The 16,126-nt window shown below is 59.0% G+C and carries 15 protein-coding genes; 6 read left to right on the top strand and 9 right to left on the bottom strand.

What is annotated here, in order from left to right; translation table 11 throughout:
* Positions 1–12 precede the first annotated feature (12 nt).
* The 6 genes from ACM66T_RS07020 to ACM66T_RS06995 all read right to left on the bottom strand — a co-directional run bounded on the left by ACM66T_RS07020 (position 13) and on the right by ACM66T_RS06995 (position 5,223).
* Positions 13–711, bottom strand: coding sequence for an SPOR domain-containing protein (locus ACM66T_RS07020; RefSeq protein ID WP_231018121.1), 699 nt, complete (start codon positions 709–711; stop codon positions 13–15).
* Positions 704–1,240 (bottom strand): DUF1882 domain-containing protein, encoded by a 537-nt coding sequence (locus ACM66T_RS07015; protein WP_416768199.1) that lies wholly within the window; start codon positions 1,238–1,240, stop codon positions 704–706. Before ACM66T_RS07015 ends, ACM66T_RS07020 begins: the two co-directional genes overlap by 8 nt.
* Positions 1,240–2,487, bottom strand: coding sequence for a serine hydroxymethyltransferase (locus ACM66T_RS07010; RefSeq protein ID WP_231018119.1), 1,248 nt, complete (start codon positions 2,485–2,487; stop codon positions 1,240–1,242). Before ACM66T_RS07010 ends, ACM66T_RS07015 begins: the two co-directional genes overlap by 1 nt.
* Positions 2,488–2,596: 109 nt before the next feature.
* On the bottom strand, positions 2,597–4,126 hold the full coding sequence (lysS, locus tag ACM66T_RS07005) for a lysine--tRNA ligase (RefSeq protein WP_231018118.1): 1,530 nt from the start codon (positions 4,124–4,126) through the stop codon (positions 2,597–2,599).
* 15 nt (positions 4,127–4,141) lie between these two features.
* A complete protein-coding gene (locus tag ACM66T_RS07000; protein ID WP_231018117.1) occupies positions 4,142–4,624 on the bottom strand; it encodes a Fur family transcriptional regulator in 483 nt (160 codons plus the stop codon).
* Positions 4,621–5,223: a CvpA family protein gene (locus ACM66T_RS06995; protein ID WP_231018116.1), complete on the bottom strand. Its 603-nt coding sequence runs from the start codon at positions 5,221–5,223 to the stop codon at positions 4,621–4,623. Before ACM66T_RS06995 ends, ACM66T_RS07000 begins: the two co-directional genes overlap by 4 nt.
* 150 nt (positions 5,224–5,373) lie before the next feature.
* Between ACM66T_RS06995 and ACM66T_RS06990 the strand changes: the two genes are divergently transcribed.
* Positions 5,374–6,723, top strand: coding sequence for a class II 3-deoxy-7-phosphoheptulonate synthase (locus ACM66T_RS06990; protein WP_231018115.1), 1,350 nt, complete (start codon positions 5,374–5,376; stop codon positions 6,721–6,723).
* A gap of 93 nt (positions 6,724–6,816) precedes the next feature.
* Here ACM66T_RS06990 and ACM66T_RS06985 read toward each other — a convergent pair whose 3' ends face one another.
* Genes ACM66T_RS06985 through gatC form a run of 3 tightly spaced genes read right to left on the bottom strand, consistent with a single transcriptional unit; the run spans position 6,817 to position 8,524 of the window.
* Positions 6,817–7,893, bottom strand: a complete 1,077-nt coding sequence (locus ACM66T_RS06985; RefSeq protein ID WP_231018114.1) for a type IV pilus twitching motility protein PilT — start codon at positions 7,891–7,893, stop codon at positions 6,817–6,819.
* Positions 7,890–8,237 (bottom strand): arsenate reductase family protein, encoded by a 348-nt coding sequence (locus ACM66T_RS06980; protein WP_231018113.1) that lies wholly within the window; start codon positions 8,235–8,237, stop codon positions 7,890–7,892. The genes ACM66T_RS06985 and ACM66T_RS06980 overlap by 4 nt, the downstream gene beginning before the upstream one ends.
* A complete protein-coding gene (gatC, locus tag ACM66T_RS06975; RefSeq protein ID WP_231018112.1) occupies positions 8,234–8,524 on the bottom strand; it encodes an Asp-tRNA(Asn)/Glu-tRNA(Gln) amidotransferase subunit GatC in 291 nt (96 codons plus the stop codon). Before gatC ends, ACM66T_RS06980 begins: the two co-directional genes overlap by 4 nt.
* 178 nt (positions 8,525–8,702) lie before the next feature.
* Between gatC and ACM66T_RS06970 the strand changes: the two genes are divergently transcribed.
* From ACM66T_RS06970 to ACM66T_RS06950, 5 genes are all read left to right on the top strand, one after another.
* Positions 8,703–8,984 carry a hypothetical protein gene (locus ACM66T_RS06970; protein WP_231018111.1) on the top strand — a complete coding sequence of 94 codons (282 nt, stop codon included), beginning with the start codon at positions 8,703–8,705 and terminating at the stop codon, positions 8,982–8,984.
* Positions 8,985–9,073: 89 nt separating this feature from the next.
* The gene (locus ACM66T_RS06965) at positions 9,074–11,581 is read left to right on the top strand and encodes a sugar phosphate nucleotidyltransferase (RefSeq protein ID WP_416768196.1); all 2,508 of its coding nucleotides are present in this window, start codon (positions 9,074–9,076) and stop codon (positions 11,579–11,581) included.
* Positions 11,581–13,614 (top strand): glycoside hydrolase family 57 protein, encoded by a 2,034-nt coding sequence (locus ACM66T_RS06960; protein WP_231018109.1) that lies wholly within the window; start codon positions 11,581–11,583, stop codon positions 13,612–13,614. Before ACM66T_RS06965 ends, ACM66T_RS06960 begins: the two co-directional genes overlap by 1 nt.
* A 44-nt stretch (positions 13,615–13,658) precedes the next feature.
* The gene (locus tag ACM66T_RS06955; protein WP_231018108.1) at positions 13,659–14,684 is read left to right on the top strand and encodes a UTP--glucose-1-phosphate uridylyltransferase; all 1,026 of its coding nucleotides are present in this window, start codon (positions 13,659–13,661) and stop codon (positions 14,682–14,684) included.
* Positions 14,677–16,110, top strand: coding sequence for a glycogen synthase (locus ACM66T_RS06950; RefSeq protein ID WP_231018107.1), 1,434 nt, complete (start codon positions 14,677–14,679; stop codon positions 16,108–16,110). The genes ACM66T_RS06955 and ACM66T_RS06950 overlap by 8 nt, the downstream gene beginning before the upstream one ends.
* The last annotated feature ends 16 nt before the right edge of the window (positions 16,111–16,126 follow it).

Raw genomic sequence — 16,126 nt, 5'->3', positions numbered from 1 at the left:
AACTCTCGCTTCTTACGGTTTGATGGTATAGATAAACGCGCCGGACTCGATCTTGCGGCGGACGTCCTGCAGACGCGCCTTGGCGTCGCTGCGGCTTTTGAACGGACCGACGAGAACCTTGTTGACCGCAGCGCCGTTGATGACGACGCGGTGAAAGGTGTACTCAAAGCCGCTGCGCTTGATGTTGTCCAGGAAGGTGCGGTTGGGCTTGTAACGGCTGAACGATCCGACCTGGATATAGATGTCGCCCGGTGCCGGATGGCCGGCGACTGTCGGTGTAGGCGTCGGGGTCGGTTTGGGCGTTGCGACCGGTGCGGGCGCCGGTTTCGGCTGCGGTGCGACTTCGGGTTCCGTTTCGTCGATGACGATGATGTCGCTTTGTTCGATCGGCACCGGATTGGCAACGTCGGGGGCGGCGGCCGGTTCGTTGACGGCTGCCGGGAGTGTGGCCGGTTCAGGCACCTCGGCTGTTTCGGCCGTTGCGTTGACGGATTCCGGAGGTGTTACCGGTTCCTCAACGGGCTGGGAGACAACTTCGGGGTGGGCCACCTGCACGGGCGAGGAACCGCTCATGCGCCCCATGATGACAATGATGACGATGGCGACGACCACCAGCGTACCGACTCCGATAAGCATCTTCTTACGGGTACCGTCCCGCGCGCTCCGGTTGAGGATGATATCGTTGAGTTCGTTGTGGTGTTCGTCAGGCATGCTGAGCTCCTTTGCTGCCGCCGGGTGTAAACAGGGCGTAGGGAAGATTGATGATGTTGTAGGCGTCGGGCAGGGTATCGGTCGGGAAGACCCGCCATTGCCGGTTCATTTTCTCTTCCAGTTTTTGGGAAATGATTTTACCCATTTCAACGGCCTGTTGTAAAGCGTTGCCGCAGGGAATGTAGAGGTGCAGGTGCTGCGGGGTGGCAGAGCGGAAGGTGACAAGGTCTTCGTAGCCCAGTCCGGCGAGGACCTTTCCCGCATGGTGGTAGAAGTGCTTTGCCGCGTCGCCGTTGTAGTCGATCACGATAAAAGGGACGTTACCGTCATCGTCGACAAGGGGATGGGCCAGGGTGAGCTGCCCGGCGCGGTGCGCGTTGATCAGCGCATCGCTCAGCGGGGCGGCGATCTGTTTGTATTTTGAAAAGAAGGTGCGGTTCCCGAAGGGGATCTGCTCGGCCACTTCCGGCATCTTCTGCCAGTAGTGGGTCCGGACGATCCGTTCGAAAAAACGGGCCTCTCTGTCCATCAATACGTCGGCTGGGAGTAGATGACGAACTGTTGGGCGAGGGCTTTGAGCTCTTCTTTGATCTCGGCCTGCTTGGCTTCGTTCTCGATATCGTCGAGGACGTCGCAGATGCGGTTGGCGATGATCTCGAACTGCTCCTCTTTCATGCCGCGGGATGTCAGCGCCGGGGAACCGATACGGATACCGGAAGTGACAAAGGGTGAGCGGAACTCGCCCGGGACGGTGTTTTTGTTAACGGTGATGCCCGCACGCCCCAGTGCCGCGTCGGCGTCTTTACCGCTGAAGTCGCGGTCGAGGAAGGAGACGAGGACGAGGTGGTTATCCGTACCGTCGCTGACGACCTTGTAGCCGCGTTTCATGATGACGTCGGCGAGGACGCTTGCATTGGACTTGACCTGTTTCGCGTAGGCTTTCCACTCCTCGGAGAGGTTGTATTTGAAACCGACGGCTTTGGCGGCGATGACGTGGACCAGCGGTCCGCCCTGCAGGCCCGGGAAGATCGCGGAGTTGATCTTCTTCGCAATATCTTCGTCGTTAGTCATGATGAGACCGCCGCGCGGGCCGGCGAGGGTCTTGTGCGTCGTTGTCGTGACAACGTCCGCGTACGGGAACGGGCTCGGGTGCTCACCGGCGGCAACAAGGCCGGCAATGTGGGCGATGTCCGCGAAGAGGATCGCACCGACTTCGTCGGCGATCTCACGGAATTTCTTGAAGTCGATCTCACGGGCGTATGCTGAAGCACCGCAGACGATGATCTTCGGCTGGACGATGCGCGCGATGTCCATGACGCGCTCGTAGTTGATGCGGCCGTCGAGTTCGACACCGTAAGTGAAGCTCTGGTAGTTCTTGCCAGAGAAGCTCGGCTTCGCGCCGTGGGTCAGGTGACCGCCGTGGCTCAGGTCCATCCCGAGAATCTTGTCGCCGGCTTTGATCAGCGCGGCGTAGACGGCACCGTTGGCCTGGGAACCGGCGTGGGGCTGGACGTTGGCAAACTTGCAGCCGAAGAGTTCGCAGGCGCGGTCGATGGCCAGCTGTTCGACGGCGTCAGCGAATTCACAACCGCCGTAGTAACGTTTTTGCGGGTAACCCTCGGCATATTTGTTCGTAAATACGGAACCCATCGCCTCCATGACGGCCGGCAGGGTAAAGTTCTCGGAAGCGATCATCTCAAGGTGGTCGGTCTGACGCTCCAGCTCTTTTTCACACAGGGCATAGACTTCGTTGTCAAACTCTTGCAGAAAGCTCATTTTTTTCCTCTTTTGTTTTGAATTAAATACGGCTTCGGAACAAAGTCCCGCAGCCTACGTTAACACTGTGCAGACGACCGAAGGAAGTACCTTCAGGTATAAACCGCACTTACTCTTCCTCATCTCCATCGCTGGATTGATTGGTTTCGTGTTTCAGCGGCTTCATCGCCGGGAACAGGAGCACGTCGCGGATGGAGTGCTCGTTGGTCAGCAGCATGACGAGACGGTCGATGCCGATCCCCTGGCCGGCGGTCGGTGCCATCCCGTAGCTGAGCGCGCGGACAAAGTCCTCGTCCATCTCGTGTGCCTCTTCGTCGCCGCCGGCTTTGGCTTCGAGCTGCCCCTCGAAACGGCCGAGCTGGTCGATGGGGTCGTTGAGCTCGCTGAAGGCGTTGGCGATCTCGCGCCCCGCGATAAAGAGTTCGAAACGGTCGGTAAGCGCCGGGTTCGCGTCGTTGCGGCGCGCCAGCGGGGAGATCTCGACCGGGTACATGGTGATAAACGTCGGGTTGATCAGTTTGTCCTCGACGAAGGCGTCGAACATCTCGCCCTGGAGCTGGCCGACGTTGAGAGTGTCGCTCACATCAAAGCCGTTTTCACGCAGGTAGACGAGCATCTTCTCTTTGTCGTGGACGATGATCTCCGGTACGCCGCCGATCTGGCTCAGCGAGTCGACAAGCGGGATCTCCGTGAACTTGGAGAAATCGACTTCCAGCTCGCCGTAGGGCAGCAGCGTCGGCAGGTTCAGATGGTCGAAGAGGTACTCGAAGTACTCCTTCGTCAGCGCAATGAGGTCCTTGTAGGTCTTGAAGGCCCAGTAGAACTCGATGGAGGTGAACTCCGGGTTGTGCGTCGCGTCCATCCCTTCGTTGCGGAAGTTGCGGTTGATCTCGAAGACCGCCTCGAAACCGCCGACGATGAGGCGCTTGAGGTAGAGCTCCGGGGCGATACGCAGGTAGCGGTCGACGCCCAGCGCGTTGTGGTGTGTGACGAAGGGTTTGGCGTTGGCGCCGCCGGCGATGGGGTGCATCATCGGCGTTTCGACCTCGAGGAAACCTTTGTCCTCGAAGAAGCGGCGCGTGAGCGAAATGATCTGGCTGCGGATCTTGAAGGTCTTGCGCACTTCGCTGTTCATGATCAGGTCGAGGTAGCGCTGGCGGTAGCGCATCTCTTTGTCGGTGAGGCCGTGGAACTTCTCCGGCAGCGGCGCGATTGCCTTGGTCAGGAGTTTGAGCGCGTCAACGTGCAGGGAGAGCTCACCCTGTTTGGTAACGAAGGGGAAGCCCTCGACCTCGATGATGTCGCCGACCTCGATCTGCTTTTTGAAGACCTCGTTGTAGAAGCCCTCCGGCAGGTTGTCGCGGGTGACGTAGATCTGCAGCATCGCACTCTCGTCTTCGATCTTGACGAAGCTCGCCTTCCCCATGACGCGGAAGAACTTGATGCGTCCCGCCACGCAGTAGCGGCGGTTCTCGTCGCGTTTGGTTTCGCTGTGCGCCAGGTCGGAGTTGACGTTCAGGAATTTGTCGATGGTCGTATTGCGGGCCGAGTCGTTGGCGTAGGGGTTGATGCCCGCCGCCTTGAGCGCTTCGGCTTTTTCGATACGTTGCTGGATATATTTGTTGTCAAAAAAAGACAATAGCGATCTCCTCTGTTAGATGTTTAATTTTTTCCGGCATTCGGCGCAGACCCCGTAGATCTGCATGGAGTGGTCCTTCATCAGGAACCCAAGGGCGTCGGCGATGGCGTGCTGCCGCTTCTCGATCTCCGCGTCGACGAACTCCGTGATGGAGCCGCACTCGGTACAGATCATATGATCGTGGTGCTCCTTGGCTCCCAGTTCGTACTTTTTGCCCTGGGCGCCGAAGGAGAGGGAGGTGACGATATCCTCGTTCTCCAGCAGCCCCAGGGTGCGGTAGATCGTCGCGATCCCCGTTTTGAGGTCCGGATAGTTCTCCTGGATCTTCTTGTGGAGCGCTTCGGGGGTCAGGTGTTCGTCGGAGTTGTAGAGCGTCTCGAGGATCACTTCGCGCTGGATCGTGAACTTCAGGCCGTTCTTTTTCAGCAGATGTTTGAAGTCCTCAAGGAGCTGTTCGTACTCGATCGTTTTCGCGGTAAAGTCGTTTTCATGGCTCATTGCGTCTTCTCCTTCAACTGCGATTTTACCGTATCGATGATCTCGCCGGCCTTTTCAAGCGAGATCCCGGTGTCGTTCGTCTCGTTTGCCGGGGCGGGTTCGGGCTTCAGGCTCTCGGTGTCGAGGTGCATGATATAGCTGCCCGTCTCAACGAGGATCGGGAAGAGGATGCTCCCCTCGAGGGGTTCTTTGATGTTGTCGCGTATCGTGACGACGTTGTTGAGCGCGTAGGCGATGACGGCCGCGATCAGGAAAAACTTCCCGCTCCCGAAAACGAAGCCGGCGATGCGGTCGAGCGCCCCCAGCCCGCTGGCGGCACCCAGGCGTTTGAAAAGGTGCCCCAGACCGACCATGACGAGCCAGAAGAGGGCGAGGGTGAGGAGGAAGCCGGAAAAAGCAACAAGTGACGGGCTGTCGAAATGAAAAATATTGTCGTTGAGGAAGGTGCCGACCTCGCCGCTGACACGCGAAGCGACAAAGATACCGCCGATGATGCCGATCAGCCCGAAAAGCTCTTTGAAGAAGCCGTTGAGAATGCCTTTGAGGCCAAGCAGCAGGATGATGACGGAGACGACCAGGTCGAAGTAGTTGAAATCCATTCAGAACGCCCGTTTTGAAATTGAGAAGAATTATAAACAACTCTCACTAAAAAAAGCTTGACAAAGTGCCCGGAGCGCGTTATTAACCCCCTGTTAAAGCTTCCTGATGTATGATTCCCACCCAAAATTGATTATAAGGTATAGAGAGCTATGAGCAACTGGTCACCATCGAGCTGGAGAAGTTTTCCGATCAAGCAGCAACCGACATACCCCGATCAGGATCATCTGAAACGGGTTGAAGCCGAGCTTCGGCGTTATCCCCCGCTGGTGTTCGCGGGCGAAGCGCGCAATCTCAAGGCCCAGCTGGCTCAGGTCTCCGACGGTAAGGCATTCCTGCTCCAGGGCGGCGACTGCGCCGAGAGTTTCTCCGAGTTCCATGCCGATAATATCCGCGACACCTTCAAGGTGATGCTGCAAATGGCGGTTGTCATGAGCTTCGCCAGCGGCCTTCCGGTCGTCAAAGTGGGACGCATGGGCGGGCAGTTCGCCAAACCGCGCTCCTCGGACATGGAAACCGTCGGCGACGTCACGTTACCGAGCTACCGCGGCGATATCATCAACAGCATCGAGTTCACCGAGGCAGCGCGTATCCCGGACCCGGAGCGCATGATCCACGCCTATCACCAGGCGGCCCCGACGCTCAACCTGCTGCGCGCCTTCGCCTCGGGCGGGATGGCGGACCTGCACCAGGTGCACAAATGGAACCTTGATTTCGTCAAGCAGACGGAGATGTCCGAGAAGTACGAAGCCTTCGCGGGGCAGATCGAGCAGTCCCTGCGCTTTATGGAAGCGTGCGGCGTGACGTCGCAGAGCTACCGTACCCTGCGCGAAACGGACTACTTCACTTCCCATGAAGCGCTGCTGCTTAACTACGAAGAGGCCTTTACCCGCCAAGACTCCCTGACGGGCGACTGGTACGACGTCTCCTCGCACATGCTCTGGATCGGCGACCGTACCCGCCAGGTCGACGGCGCGCATGTGGAGTTCCTGCGCGGGGTTAAAAACCCGCTCGCCTTCAAGGCCGGTCCGTCCATGACGACCGAAGACCTGCTGACACTCTGCGATACGCTCAACCCGGAGAACGAAGCGGGACGTATCAACGTCATCGTGCGCATGGGAGCGGGCAAGGTCGGTGACCACCTGCCGGAGCTGATCCGTGCCGTCGAGCGCGAAGGCAAAAAGGTGCTCTGGAGCTGCGACCCGATGCACGGCAACATCATCAAGTCCGGCAACGGCTACAAGACCCGCCGCGTCGACGACATCCTCACCGAGATGAAAGAGTTCTTCCAGGTCCACAAATCCGAAGGGACCTACGGCGGCGGCGTTCATCTGGAGATGACGGGCAAGAACGTCACCGAGTGTCTCGGCGGGGCCTTCCAGATCACGGAAGAGGACCTCAACAGCCGTTACCACACCCACTGCGATCCGCGCCTCAACGCGGACCAGTCCCTCGAACTGGCGTTCCTCATCGCCGATACCCTCAAAGCAGCCCGCGCGTAACCTTACGCGCTGCGGCAACCTTCATATACTAGACAATTTCAAGAAAAGTAGTTAGTGATTTTTCCCCGAGCGGGGATGTGCGGAGCAGTGCGCTTAGAGCGCGGCGGCGTCGAGCGCCTTGATAAGTTCGTCGGGGCGGTTGGACCACTGGATAGCGTCCTGCTTGGAGACGACGCGTTTGCGCACCAGGTCGAAGAGCTCCTGTGTCTGGGTGACCATGCCGGTCTCCTGCTGGTTGAGCTGCATCTGCGAGTAGAGCTGGTGGACCTTGTCTTCGCGGATCAGGTTGGCGATCGCCGGGATGTTGATCATCAGCTCCTGGGCAGCGACACGGCCGCCGCCGAGGCGCGGCAGCAGCGCCTGGGCGATAATGGCAATGATGGACGTGGAGAGCTGGGCGCGGATCTGCGGCTGCTCGTCCCCGCTGAAAACGTCGATGATACGGTTGATCGTCTGCGGCGCGGAGTTGGTGTGCAGGGTACCGAAAACGAGGTGACCGGTCTCGGCGGCGGTGAGCGCCGCGGCGATGGTCTCCTTGTCACGCATCTCCCCGACAAGGATGACATCGGGGTCCTCACGCATCGCGTATTTGAGCGCGTTGGCGAAGTTGGCGGTATCGGTCCCGACGTTACGGTGGGAGAAGAGACACTGTTTGTTCTGGTGGACGAATTCGACCGGGTCCTCGACACTGATAATGTGGCGGTTTTCCGTTTCGTTGATCTCGTTGAGCATCGCGGCCAGGGTGGTGGACTTACCGCTACCGGTCGGGCCGGTGACGAGGATCAGCCCCTTTTCGCGTTTAATGATTTTTTTGAAGATAGGCTTGGCGTTGAGATCGTCCAGGCTCGGGATCTCGATCGGAATGATACGGAAGGCGCAGGCGATATCGCCCATCGTCTTATAGTAGTTCGCACGGAAACGGCCGACTTCGGGGAGCAGGATCGCGAAGTCGAGTTCGTTATGCTCTTCGAACTCTTTCTTCTGTTTCTCGGTCAGCAGGGAGTAGGACATGTCCTCAATTGTTTTGCCGTCGAGGATGGGCAGGTTCAGTGCGACAAGGCGCCCGTCGATACGGATCTGCGGTTCGGAACGGGAAACGAGGTGAAGGTCCGATGCATTGTAGGCAACGACGCTCTTTAACAGTTTACGGATATCCAGGGTCTGACTCATGAGAGAAATTCTCCTTCGTAGAGGGGTTCATTGAAACCGATTATAACATGATTTCCGGTTTCGACAACAGGGCGTTTTATTAACAGGTTTTCTTTGGTGAGCCAGGTGCGTTTCCCGGCATCATCCAGGTTCAGCTCTTTGAGTTTCAGGGTGCGGTAAGTCGTGCCCCGGGTGTTGAAAAGCTGCTGCATTTCGGCACCCTGCGACAGCCAGCGGCCGACGTCCGATTCGCCGACGGGATCCGTTTTGAAATCCACGAAGGTGTAGTCGATGGCGTGCTTTTTGAAAAAGGCGAGGGCCTTTTTGACGCTGTCGCAGTTTTTGATGCCGTAGACCGTGATCATTCGATAATCTTCGGAACGATAAAGAAGTGCTCGTCGCTGTGCGGAGCGTGCGCCAGGATGTCGTCGTTGACGGCGGTGTCACAGTTGGGAACATCTTTGCGCAGTTGCGTCGCATTCGCGGTCATGGCGAAGGTGTCGGGAACGTCTGTTGTGTCAAGCGCGCTAAGATTGTCGACAAATGAGACGATCTCGCTGAGCTGGCCGATCACTTCCTCGCGATGGGCCTCATCGATTTTGAGCATTGAGAGTTTTTCCAGACGGCTTAACAGGGCGTCGTCGATTTGCATGGCATACCTTTTTTGACGTAATGATATTAATTGTAGCGAAAAGATACTTAGAATCTGAGGGCTGCTTTGACCCTGCAGCAGGGAGGATTGATTAAATTGCAATCACTTTGTAATCTGTTTTGCATACTATTTTGTAGTAAAATCCTTTACGCACATTTCAAAACATAAGAGGTGGGTAATGATCAGAAAAAAACAAAACGGACAAAAGGTCTGGGTTACGTTTACGGTGTCTCCTGAAACGGAGATGGAAACGGTCGCATTGTGCGGCGCCTGGAACGGCTGGTCGGACGAGCCGATGAAGCAGAAGAAGAACGGCGAGTTTTATCTGACAAAGGTCTTGCCCGCCGGCACCTCATTTGAATTCGGTTACAAAGGCGGCGATGGCGTCTGGATGGCGGAGAGCGACTGTACCTGCGTCCCTTCTCCGTTCGGCAGCGACAACGCTTTGCTGGAGCTTTGAATGCCCTTTGAATTATAATGCACTAAGGACGACGTAACTGCCTTACCGGTCGTTAAACGGAGGGGTCGATTTAATTGTGAGGAGAGTGTATGAAAGCCGTTGTAATGGCAGGTGGGTTTGGAACGAGGATCCAGCCGTTAACCCATTCGCGTCCGAAGCCGATGCTGCCGATCGTGAACCGTCCGATGATGGAACACACGATGTTGACCCTGAAGGAGCTCGGGATCACCGAGTTTATCGTACTGCTCTACTTCAAGCCCGATGTCATTCGGGACTATTTCAAAGACGGCAGCCACCTGGGCATCAATATCACCTACGTGCTGCCCGACGACGATTACGGGACGGCGGGGGCGGTCAAGCTGGCCGAAGAGCATATCGGCGACGACAACTTCATCATCATCAGCGGCGACCTGGTGACCGATTTCGATTTCAAGAAGATCTTCGATTACCACGCGCAGAAAGATTCCAAGCTGACGATTACGCTCACGTCCGTCGAAAACCCCCTGGAGTTCGGGGTGGTGATCGCGAATGAAGAGGGGCGGATCGAGAAGTTCCTCGAGAAACCGAGCTGGGGCGAGGTCTTCAGCGACACGATCAATACGGGGATCTACGTCATCGAACCGGAGATCCTCTCCTATATCCCAAGCAACGAGAACTTCGACTTCGCCAAAGATCTTTTCCCGCTGCTGATGCGCGAAGGGGTGCCCCTGATGGCCGGGAACGCCGAAGGGTACTGGCGCGACGTCGGTAACCCGGAGAGCTACCGCGATGTCTACGAGGATATCCTCGGCGGACGGGTGGAAGTCAAAATGCCGCCGGTCCGCCAGCAGTATCCCGACGGTGTGCTCTACAGCGAAGCGCCTTATGAACTCGACGACAGCGTCGAGATCATCGGGACGGTTGTCCTGGGCCAAAATGTCACGGTCGGCAAAGGCACAAAGCTCAACAACGTCGTCGTCGGCGACGAGTGCGAGATCGGCAAAGAGAGCAAGATCCGCAACAGCGTGCTGTGGGAACGGGTCAAGGTCGACAAACGCGCCCTCTTTGACGGCTGTGTCATCTGTAACGACAACAAGATCGGCAAGAACGTCACGGCGAAGGCGGGGATGATCCTGGCCGAAGAGTGCGAGATCGGCCAGCTGGTTACCGTCGAAAAAGATGTCACGATCTGGCCGCACAAGGTGATCGAGGACGCCGCCATCGTCAGCCGCAGCGTCATCCTCGGGAGCCGCTACAAGAACTCCATCTTCGAGAACGGCTACGTTATCGGGAAATCCAACGTCGAACTCTCCTGTGAGATGGCGACGAAGCTTGCCGAGGCGTTCGGCGCCCAGCTGCCTATCGGTTCGACGGTCGTTATGGCCCGGGACTATAACAAGGGATCGCGGATGCTCAAGCGCGCCTTCGTCGGGGGCCTGCTCTCGTCCGGCGTCAACGTCAAGGATTACAACGGCATTCCCTCCTCGGTCCTGCGCTGCAGTCTCTCTATGGACAATGGGGTCGTCGCCGGCGTCTACTTCCGCCAGCAGATCGACGATCCGACCAGTACGGTTATCACCTTCTACAACCATGAAGCGCTGCGGATCAACAACGAGGTGGCAAAGAAAGTGGAGAAGGCCTTTTTCAAAGAGACCTTCCGCCGGGTGGACTTCTCCCAGATCGGCCAGATCTTCGAGTCAGACCACGCCAAAGAGTATGCCGCTTATCAGAAGCAGATGGAACGCCTCTTCGATACCCACCTCTTCAAGCGCGGCGGGTACCGGATCGCCGTGGACGTGATGCACGGGATGGGGTACGAGGTCTATCCGGACATCCTGCGGGACATGGAGGTGGATAACATCATCTTCAACGCCTATGCGGATGAGAAGCGCCTCGCGAACATCAACTCCCTCGTCAAGCGCTCCGTCAGCGACCTGAGCGCCGTGATCACCTCTATGGAACTCGATGCGGGCTTCCTGGTCTACCCCTACGGCCAGCGTCTGGAGATCGTGTGCGACGAAGGGAAGGTGCTCGAGAAGCAGACGGCACTCTATATTGTACTGACGCTGCTGAACATGGAGGCGCGCGAACGGGGCGAGAAGATGAAAGTCTTCCTGCCCACCTGGGCGGCGGACATCGTCTACTTCGACGCGTTGGAGATCGAACGGGGGCAGTACGCGAACTTCAAATCCGAGCAGATGCGCCAGTACGACCTGGTGGCGACGGGGGAGGGGAACTTCGCCTTTACCGCCTTCGCGACGCACCGCGACAGTATGTTCGCGACGTTGAAGATCCTGGAGCTGATGATCAAATTCGACGTCAAACTCTCCGACCTGATCGCATCGCTGCCGAAATTCTATTACCGCGCGGCCCAGGCGCCGTGCAGCCAGTCCCACAAGGGCAGGATGATGCGCCGCTTCCTCGAGGATGCCAAGGGCAAAGACGCGTCGACCCTCGACGGGGTGAAGATATGGCTCGATGCCAACGACTGGATCCTGATGATCCCGGACCAGTACAACGACAGTCTCAACCTCTATATCCAGGCGGAATCGGATGAACGCGGCGAGGAGATCCTTTCGGAATATACCGCCAAGATCGCGGAGTGGGCCACAGTCTAATGCGCAGAGCATCGCTGAACCTCGCATTCATCTGGCACATGCACCAGCCCGACTACCGGGACAGCAGCGGTGTCATGACGATGCCGTGGGTTTTCCTGCACGCGATAAAAGACTATTACGAGATGCCGTGGCTGCTGACGCGGTTCCCGGGGCTCAAGGCGACGTTCAACGTCACCCCTCCGCTGATCGAACAGCTGAACCTTTACAGCGACCCGCTCGCCAATGACGCCTTTTTGGCGCTCTGGATCAAACCGACGGAGCAGCTCGAGGAGCATGAGCGTGCCTGGATGGTCAAGATGTGCAAATCGACACAGTTCGAGACGATGGTCCGTCCGCTGCCGCGCTACGCGGCGCTCTTCCACCGCGACGATTACAGCCACGCCCAGCTGCTGGAGCTGCAGCTGCTCTTCATGCTGGCATGGTGCGGCAACTACCTGCGCCAGCACAGCAGCGTGGTCAAGAAGCTTTTGGCGCAGAAGGATGCCTACTCCCAGCGGGACAAGCATGCGCTGCTCGAGGAGCTGACCTCCTTCGTCGCAACGATCCTCCCCTTTTATGCGCAGCTGCAGAAGGCGGGGACGATCGCCGTCTCGACGACGCCGTACAACCATCCCATCCTGCCGCTGCTGCTCGATGTCGGGAACGCCAAAAAGGCCAATCCCCACACGCAGCTGCCGGCCAACCCGCTCTCGCTCGAGGGGGACGCGGTGGAGCAGGTGCGGCGCGCGATCGCCCTGTATCAAAAGACGTTCGGTACGGAACCGGTCGGGTTCTGGCCGGCAGAGGGCGCGGTGGACGAGCGCAGCGTCGGCATCTACCGGGAGCACGGTCTCAAATGGATCGCGACGGACGAAGAGATCCTGTTCCGTTCGCTCAAAAACAACGAGCGCGGGAACCTCTACAGCCCCTACCGTTTCGACGGCGTCACCATCGGCTTCCGCGACCACGGGCTCAGCGACCTCATCGGCTTTACCTACCGTTTCAAACCGGCGGACGAAGCGGCGGAGCACTTTATCCGTTCCGTCGGCGGCATCGCTGCGGGAAAAGCGGAGCGCACCGTCTTCGTCATCCTGGACGGCGAGAACGCCTGGGAGTTCTTTGAAAACAACGCCTACGACTTCTTCACCGCGCTCTATGCCCGACTGAAGAGCAGCGACGGCCTGCAGACGGTGACGATGAACGAGGTTGCACTCCAGCCCGATCAGCCGACACTGCCGCATCTGGCGCCGGGAAGCTGGATCTACGGCAACTTCGACACCTGGAGCGGCCACGCCGAAAAGAACCGCGCCTGGGAACTGATCTACCAGACCCGCCGCGATGCCGACCATCACGGGGGCGGGGTTGACCCGGAGACGGCGGAAAAGATCCGGTTCCATTTCCTGGCCGCCGAATGCAGTGACTGGTTCTGGTGGTACGGCGACGACCACGCGACGGACTTCGCCGAGGAGTTTGACGCGCTTTTCCGCGACCACCTCATCGCCATCTACCGTCTGCTGGGGATGCAGCCCCCGGCCGATCTTTTCGAGCCGATCATCACCCAGAAGGGGCGCGATGCCTTCCTGACCTACCCGCAGAGCGCGGTCTCGCCGATCATCGACGGGAAAGAGTCGAGCTTTTTCGAGTGGCTGGGCAGCGGCATGGTCGACGAAAGCAAGGGGTACTCGACAATGGACCGGGTCCGCGGCCCCATCGAGAAGATCCACTACGGACACGACGAGGAGCAAGTCTATCTCGCCTTCGAAGGGGACACCGAGATGCTGCGCACCAAGGGGTGCATGCTGGTCGTGACAATCGAAGAGAACGGCCAGCGGGCAGTGGTACCGATGGCGAAGGCCCTGCAGGACAAGCGGCTCGCCTTCGCCTTCGACGAGCGCCCGGAACTGGCGCTCTCACGCGAGGGGTTCATCGGGCTCGATGTTTTCCACTTGCGTTTCGAGATCACCCACGGCGACGAGATCATCCAAACGCTGCCGGGGTACGGATCGCTGCATATCGATATGAATGAAACTTACGCGGAGCACTGGTTTGTCTAAGAAAAAAGAGCACATGGCACACGATCTGATGCAAAGGGGCGGCAATGTCTGAGATCCGGTACGACAAGCTGCACGACGTCCATGTCCTCATCGCCCCCGAACGGCTCCACCGTCCCGACTGCATCCCCAAACGCGTCAAGGCGTTCCACCATGTGGCCAAATGCCCCTTCTGCGAGGGGAACGAATCCCTGACGCCGCCGGAGATCTTCGCCCTGAGAGACGAGGGGAGTTTTGCTAACGAGCCCGGGTGGAAGACCCGTGTCGTTCCCAACCTCTACAAGGCCGTACAGATCGAGACGCCCCACCGGCACCATTACGGACTTTTTGAATACCACGAAGGGTTCGGGGCCCACGAAGTGATCATCGACACGCCGGAGCACCGCACCTCCATGACGCAGTGGAGCGAACAGGAGGTCGTGGACTGGCTCCTGACCCTGGGGGCGCGGGTGGCGGACCTGCGCCGCGACATCCGTATCGGCTATATCTCCCTTTTCAAAAACGAGGGGAGTGATGCGGGGGCGACCCAGCCCCATTCACACACCCAGCTCATCGGCCTGCCGATCCTCCCGGAGGCGCAGCGTGCCTATTATGAACGCAGCGCCCACTATTTCCGCGAGCACGGCACGCCGCTGGTCGCGGCGATCATCAGCCACGAGCGCCAGGCGGGAGAACGCATCATCGCCGAGCAGGGGGGCTACACGGCATACTGCCCCTTTGCAAGCGCCTACCCGTTCGAGGTGATCATCGCCTCGGAAAAACGGCGCGGCCAGATCGACACCCTCGGCCCGAAGGATTTCGAGCCCCTGGCACCGCTGCTGCTGGACGTCCTCTCGAAGCTGGAACGGCAGCTGGGATGCCTGGCCTTCAACGTCGAGATCGCCACGCCCCCGTTCCATGTCCCCGAGGGCATGGCGCCCTATGCGACGACGGACGATATGTTCCGCTTTACCCTCCGGATCCAGCCGCGGCTCTACCGGCACGGCGGGTTCGAGCTCTCGACGCAGGTCATGATCAACCCCGTCGCCCCCGAAACGGCGGCAAGACTGCTGAGGGGTGAACCTGATGCGTAAGCAGAGTGTACTCTTCGCCGCGAGCGAGGTGTACCCGTTCGCAAAGACCGGCGGTCTGGCGGACGTCGGCTACAGCCTCCCGAAGGCTCTCTCAGACGCCTTCGACGTGACCGTGGTGATGCCGCTCTACGATACGGTGGACCGGCAGCGCTTCGGCATCGAAGGGCCGACGGACTACTTTGACGTCATGCTGGGCAAGGAGCGCCGTACCGTTTCCGTCTATGAGAGCCGCTTCGAAGGGCGCGCCTATTTTTTCGTCTATGAACCGCAGCTCTGCGACCGCGATTACCTCTACGGCCCGCCGGGCGAGGGGTACGACGACAATGCGCAGCGTTTCGGCCTTTTCAGCTATGCGATCACGGAACTTGCCCGGCGTCTGCAGAGCGACATCGTCCATCTCAACGACTGGCAGACGGCCCTGGCGGCACTGATCATCGCAGAGGACGACACCCTGAAGGCTGCCACCGTCTATACGATCCACAACCTCGCGTATCAGGGGGAGTTCCCGAAAAGTACGCTCCCGGCTCTGGGGGTGGATAAGCGCCACTTCACCCTCGAGGGAATCGAATTCTACGACCGGATCAACCTGATGAAGGCGGGAATAGGGTACGCCGATGCCGTCACGACGGTCAGCCCCACCTATGCCGAGGAGATTCTCACCCACCAATTCGGCTGCGGTCTGGAGGGGTATCTGCAGCACCACCGAGCCAAAGTGACCGGCATTGCGAACGGGATCGACGCGGAGCATTTCGCCCCGCAGTCGGACAGCAGCCTTTTTCGGCCCTATAAAACACCGCGGGGCAAGCAGGCAAACAAGAAGCACTACCTGGCGGAAGTGGGCCTCAGCGAAGCCGAACTCCCGCTCTTTATCTTTATCGGCCGTTTTACCTGGCAGAAGGGGATAGACCTGCTCCTCGAGGCACTGCCGCAGATGGCGTCGCTGCCGTGCAATATCGCCGTTCTGGGAGAGGGAGAGCCGCAGTATGCCCCGCGTTTCGAAAAGGCGGCGGAGGCACACCCGAACATTCACCTCTTCTTCGGCTACGACGAGGCGCTGGCCCACCGCATGTACGCCGCGGCGGATTTCCTGCTGATGCCCTCCCTGTTCGAACCCTGCGGGCTGAACCAGCTTATCGCGGCCCACTACGGCGCCGTGCCGGTCGTGCACCGTGTCGGCGGGCTTGCCGATACGGTGGCACCGGTTGCCTACGTCCCCGAAGCGCAGAGCCCCTGCGGGATCGCTTTTGACGCCGCAACCCCCGAGGCGCTCCTGGACGCCTTTGCGGCGGCCCTCCGGCTCTTCAATGACGCGAAAGGGTGGGGCCGGGTCGCGGCGCACAATATGAAAGCGGACGTCTCCTGGCGCCGGAGCGCAGCATCCTACACCGCGCTGTACCGGAAAATCAGCGGGAGCGCGTTAAAATGAGCTCCTTTATCGTGTT

Origin of the sequence: Sulfurimonas sp. ST-25 (assembly GCF_048079205.1) — a bacterium.
Taxonomy (GTDB): domain Bacteria; phylum Campylobacterota; class Campylobacteria; order Campylobacterales; family Sulfurimonadaceae; genus Thiomicrolovo; species Thiomicrolovo sulfuroxydans.
This window is presented reverse-complemented; position numbering and strand designations above follow the sequence as displayed.

Excerpts from the sequence above, each read along its gene's own strand:
- ACM66T_RS07020 (WP_231018121.1), bottom strand. The coding sequence starts at position 711 with ATGCCTGACGAACACCACAACGAACTCAACGATATCATCCTCAACCGG.
- ACM66T_RS07015 (WP_416768199.1), bottom strand. The coding sequence starts at position 1,240 with ATGGACAGAGAGGCCCGTTTTTTCGAACGGATCGTCCGGACCCACTAC.
- ACM66T_RS07010 (WP_231018119.1), bottom strand. The coding sequence starts at position 2,487 with ATGAGCTTTCTGCAAGAGTTTGACAACGAAGTCTATGCCCTGTGTGAA.
- ACM66T_RS07000 (WP_231018117.1), bottom strand. The coding sequence starts at position 4,624 with ATGAGCCATGAAAACGACTTTACCGCGAAAACGATCGAGTACGAACAG.
- ACM66T_RS06995 (WP_231018116.1), bottom strand. The coding sequence starts at position 5,223 with ATGGATTTCAACTACTTCGACCTGGTCGTCTCCGTCATCATCCTGCTG.
- ACM66T_RS06990 (WP_231018115.1), top strand. The coding sequence starts at position 5,374 with ATGAGCAACTGGTCACCATCGAGCTGGAGAAGTTTTCCGATCAAGCAG.
- ACM66T_RS06985 (WP_231018114.1), bottom strand. The coding sequence starts at position 7,893 with ATGAGTCAGACCCTGGATATCCGTAAACTGTTAAAGAGCGTCGTTGCC.
- ACM66T_RS06980 (WP_231018113.1), bottom strand. The coding sequence starts at position 8,237 with ATGATCACGGTCTACGGCATCAAAAACTGCGACAGCGTCAAAAAGGCC.
- gatC (WP_231018112.1), bottom strand. The coding sequence starts at position 8,524 with ATGCAAATCGACGACGCCCTGTTAAGCCGTCTGGAAAAACTCTCAATG.
- ACM66T_RS06970 (WP_231018111.1), top strand. The coding sequence starts at position 8,703 with ATGATCAGAAAAAAACAAAACGGACAAAAGGTCTGGGTTACGTTTACG.
- ACM66T_RS06965 (WP_416768196.1), top strand. The coding sequence starts at position 9,074 with ATGAAAGCCGTTGTAATGGCAGGTGGGTTTGGAACGAGGATCCAGCCG.
- ACM66T_RS06960 (WP_231018109.1), top strand. The coding sequence starts at position 11,581 with ATGCGCAGAGCATCGCTGAACCTCGCATTCATCTGGCACATGCACCAG.
- ACM66T_RS06955 (WP_231018108.1), top strand. The coding sequence starts at position 13,659 with ATGTCTGAGATCCGGTACGACAAGCTGCACGACGTCCATGTCCTCATC.
- ACM66T_RS06950 (WP_231018107.1), top strand. The coding sequence starts at position 14,677 with ATGCGTAAGCAGAGTGTACTCTTCGCCGCGAGCGAGGTGTACCCGTTC.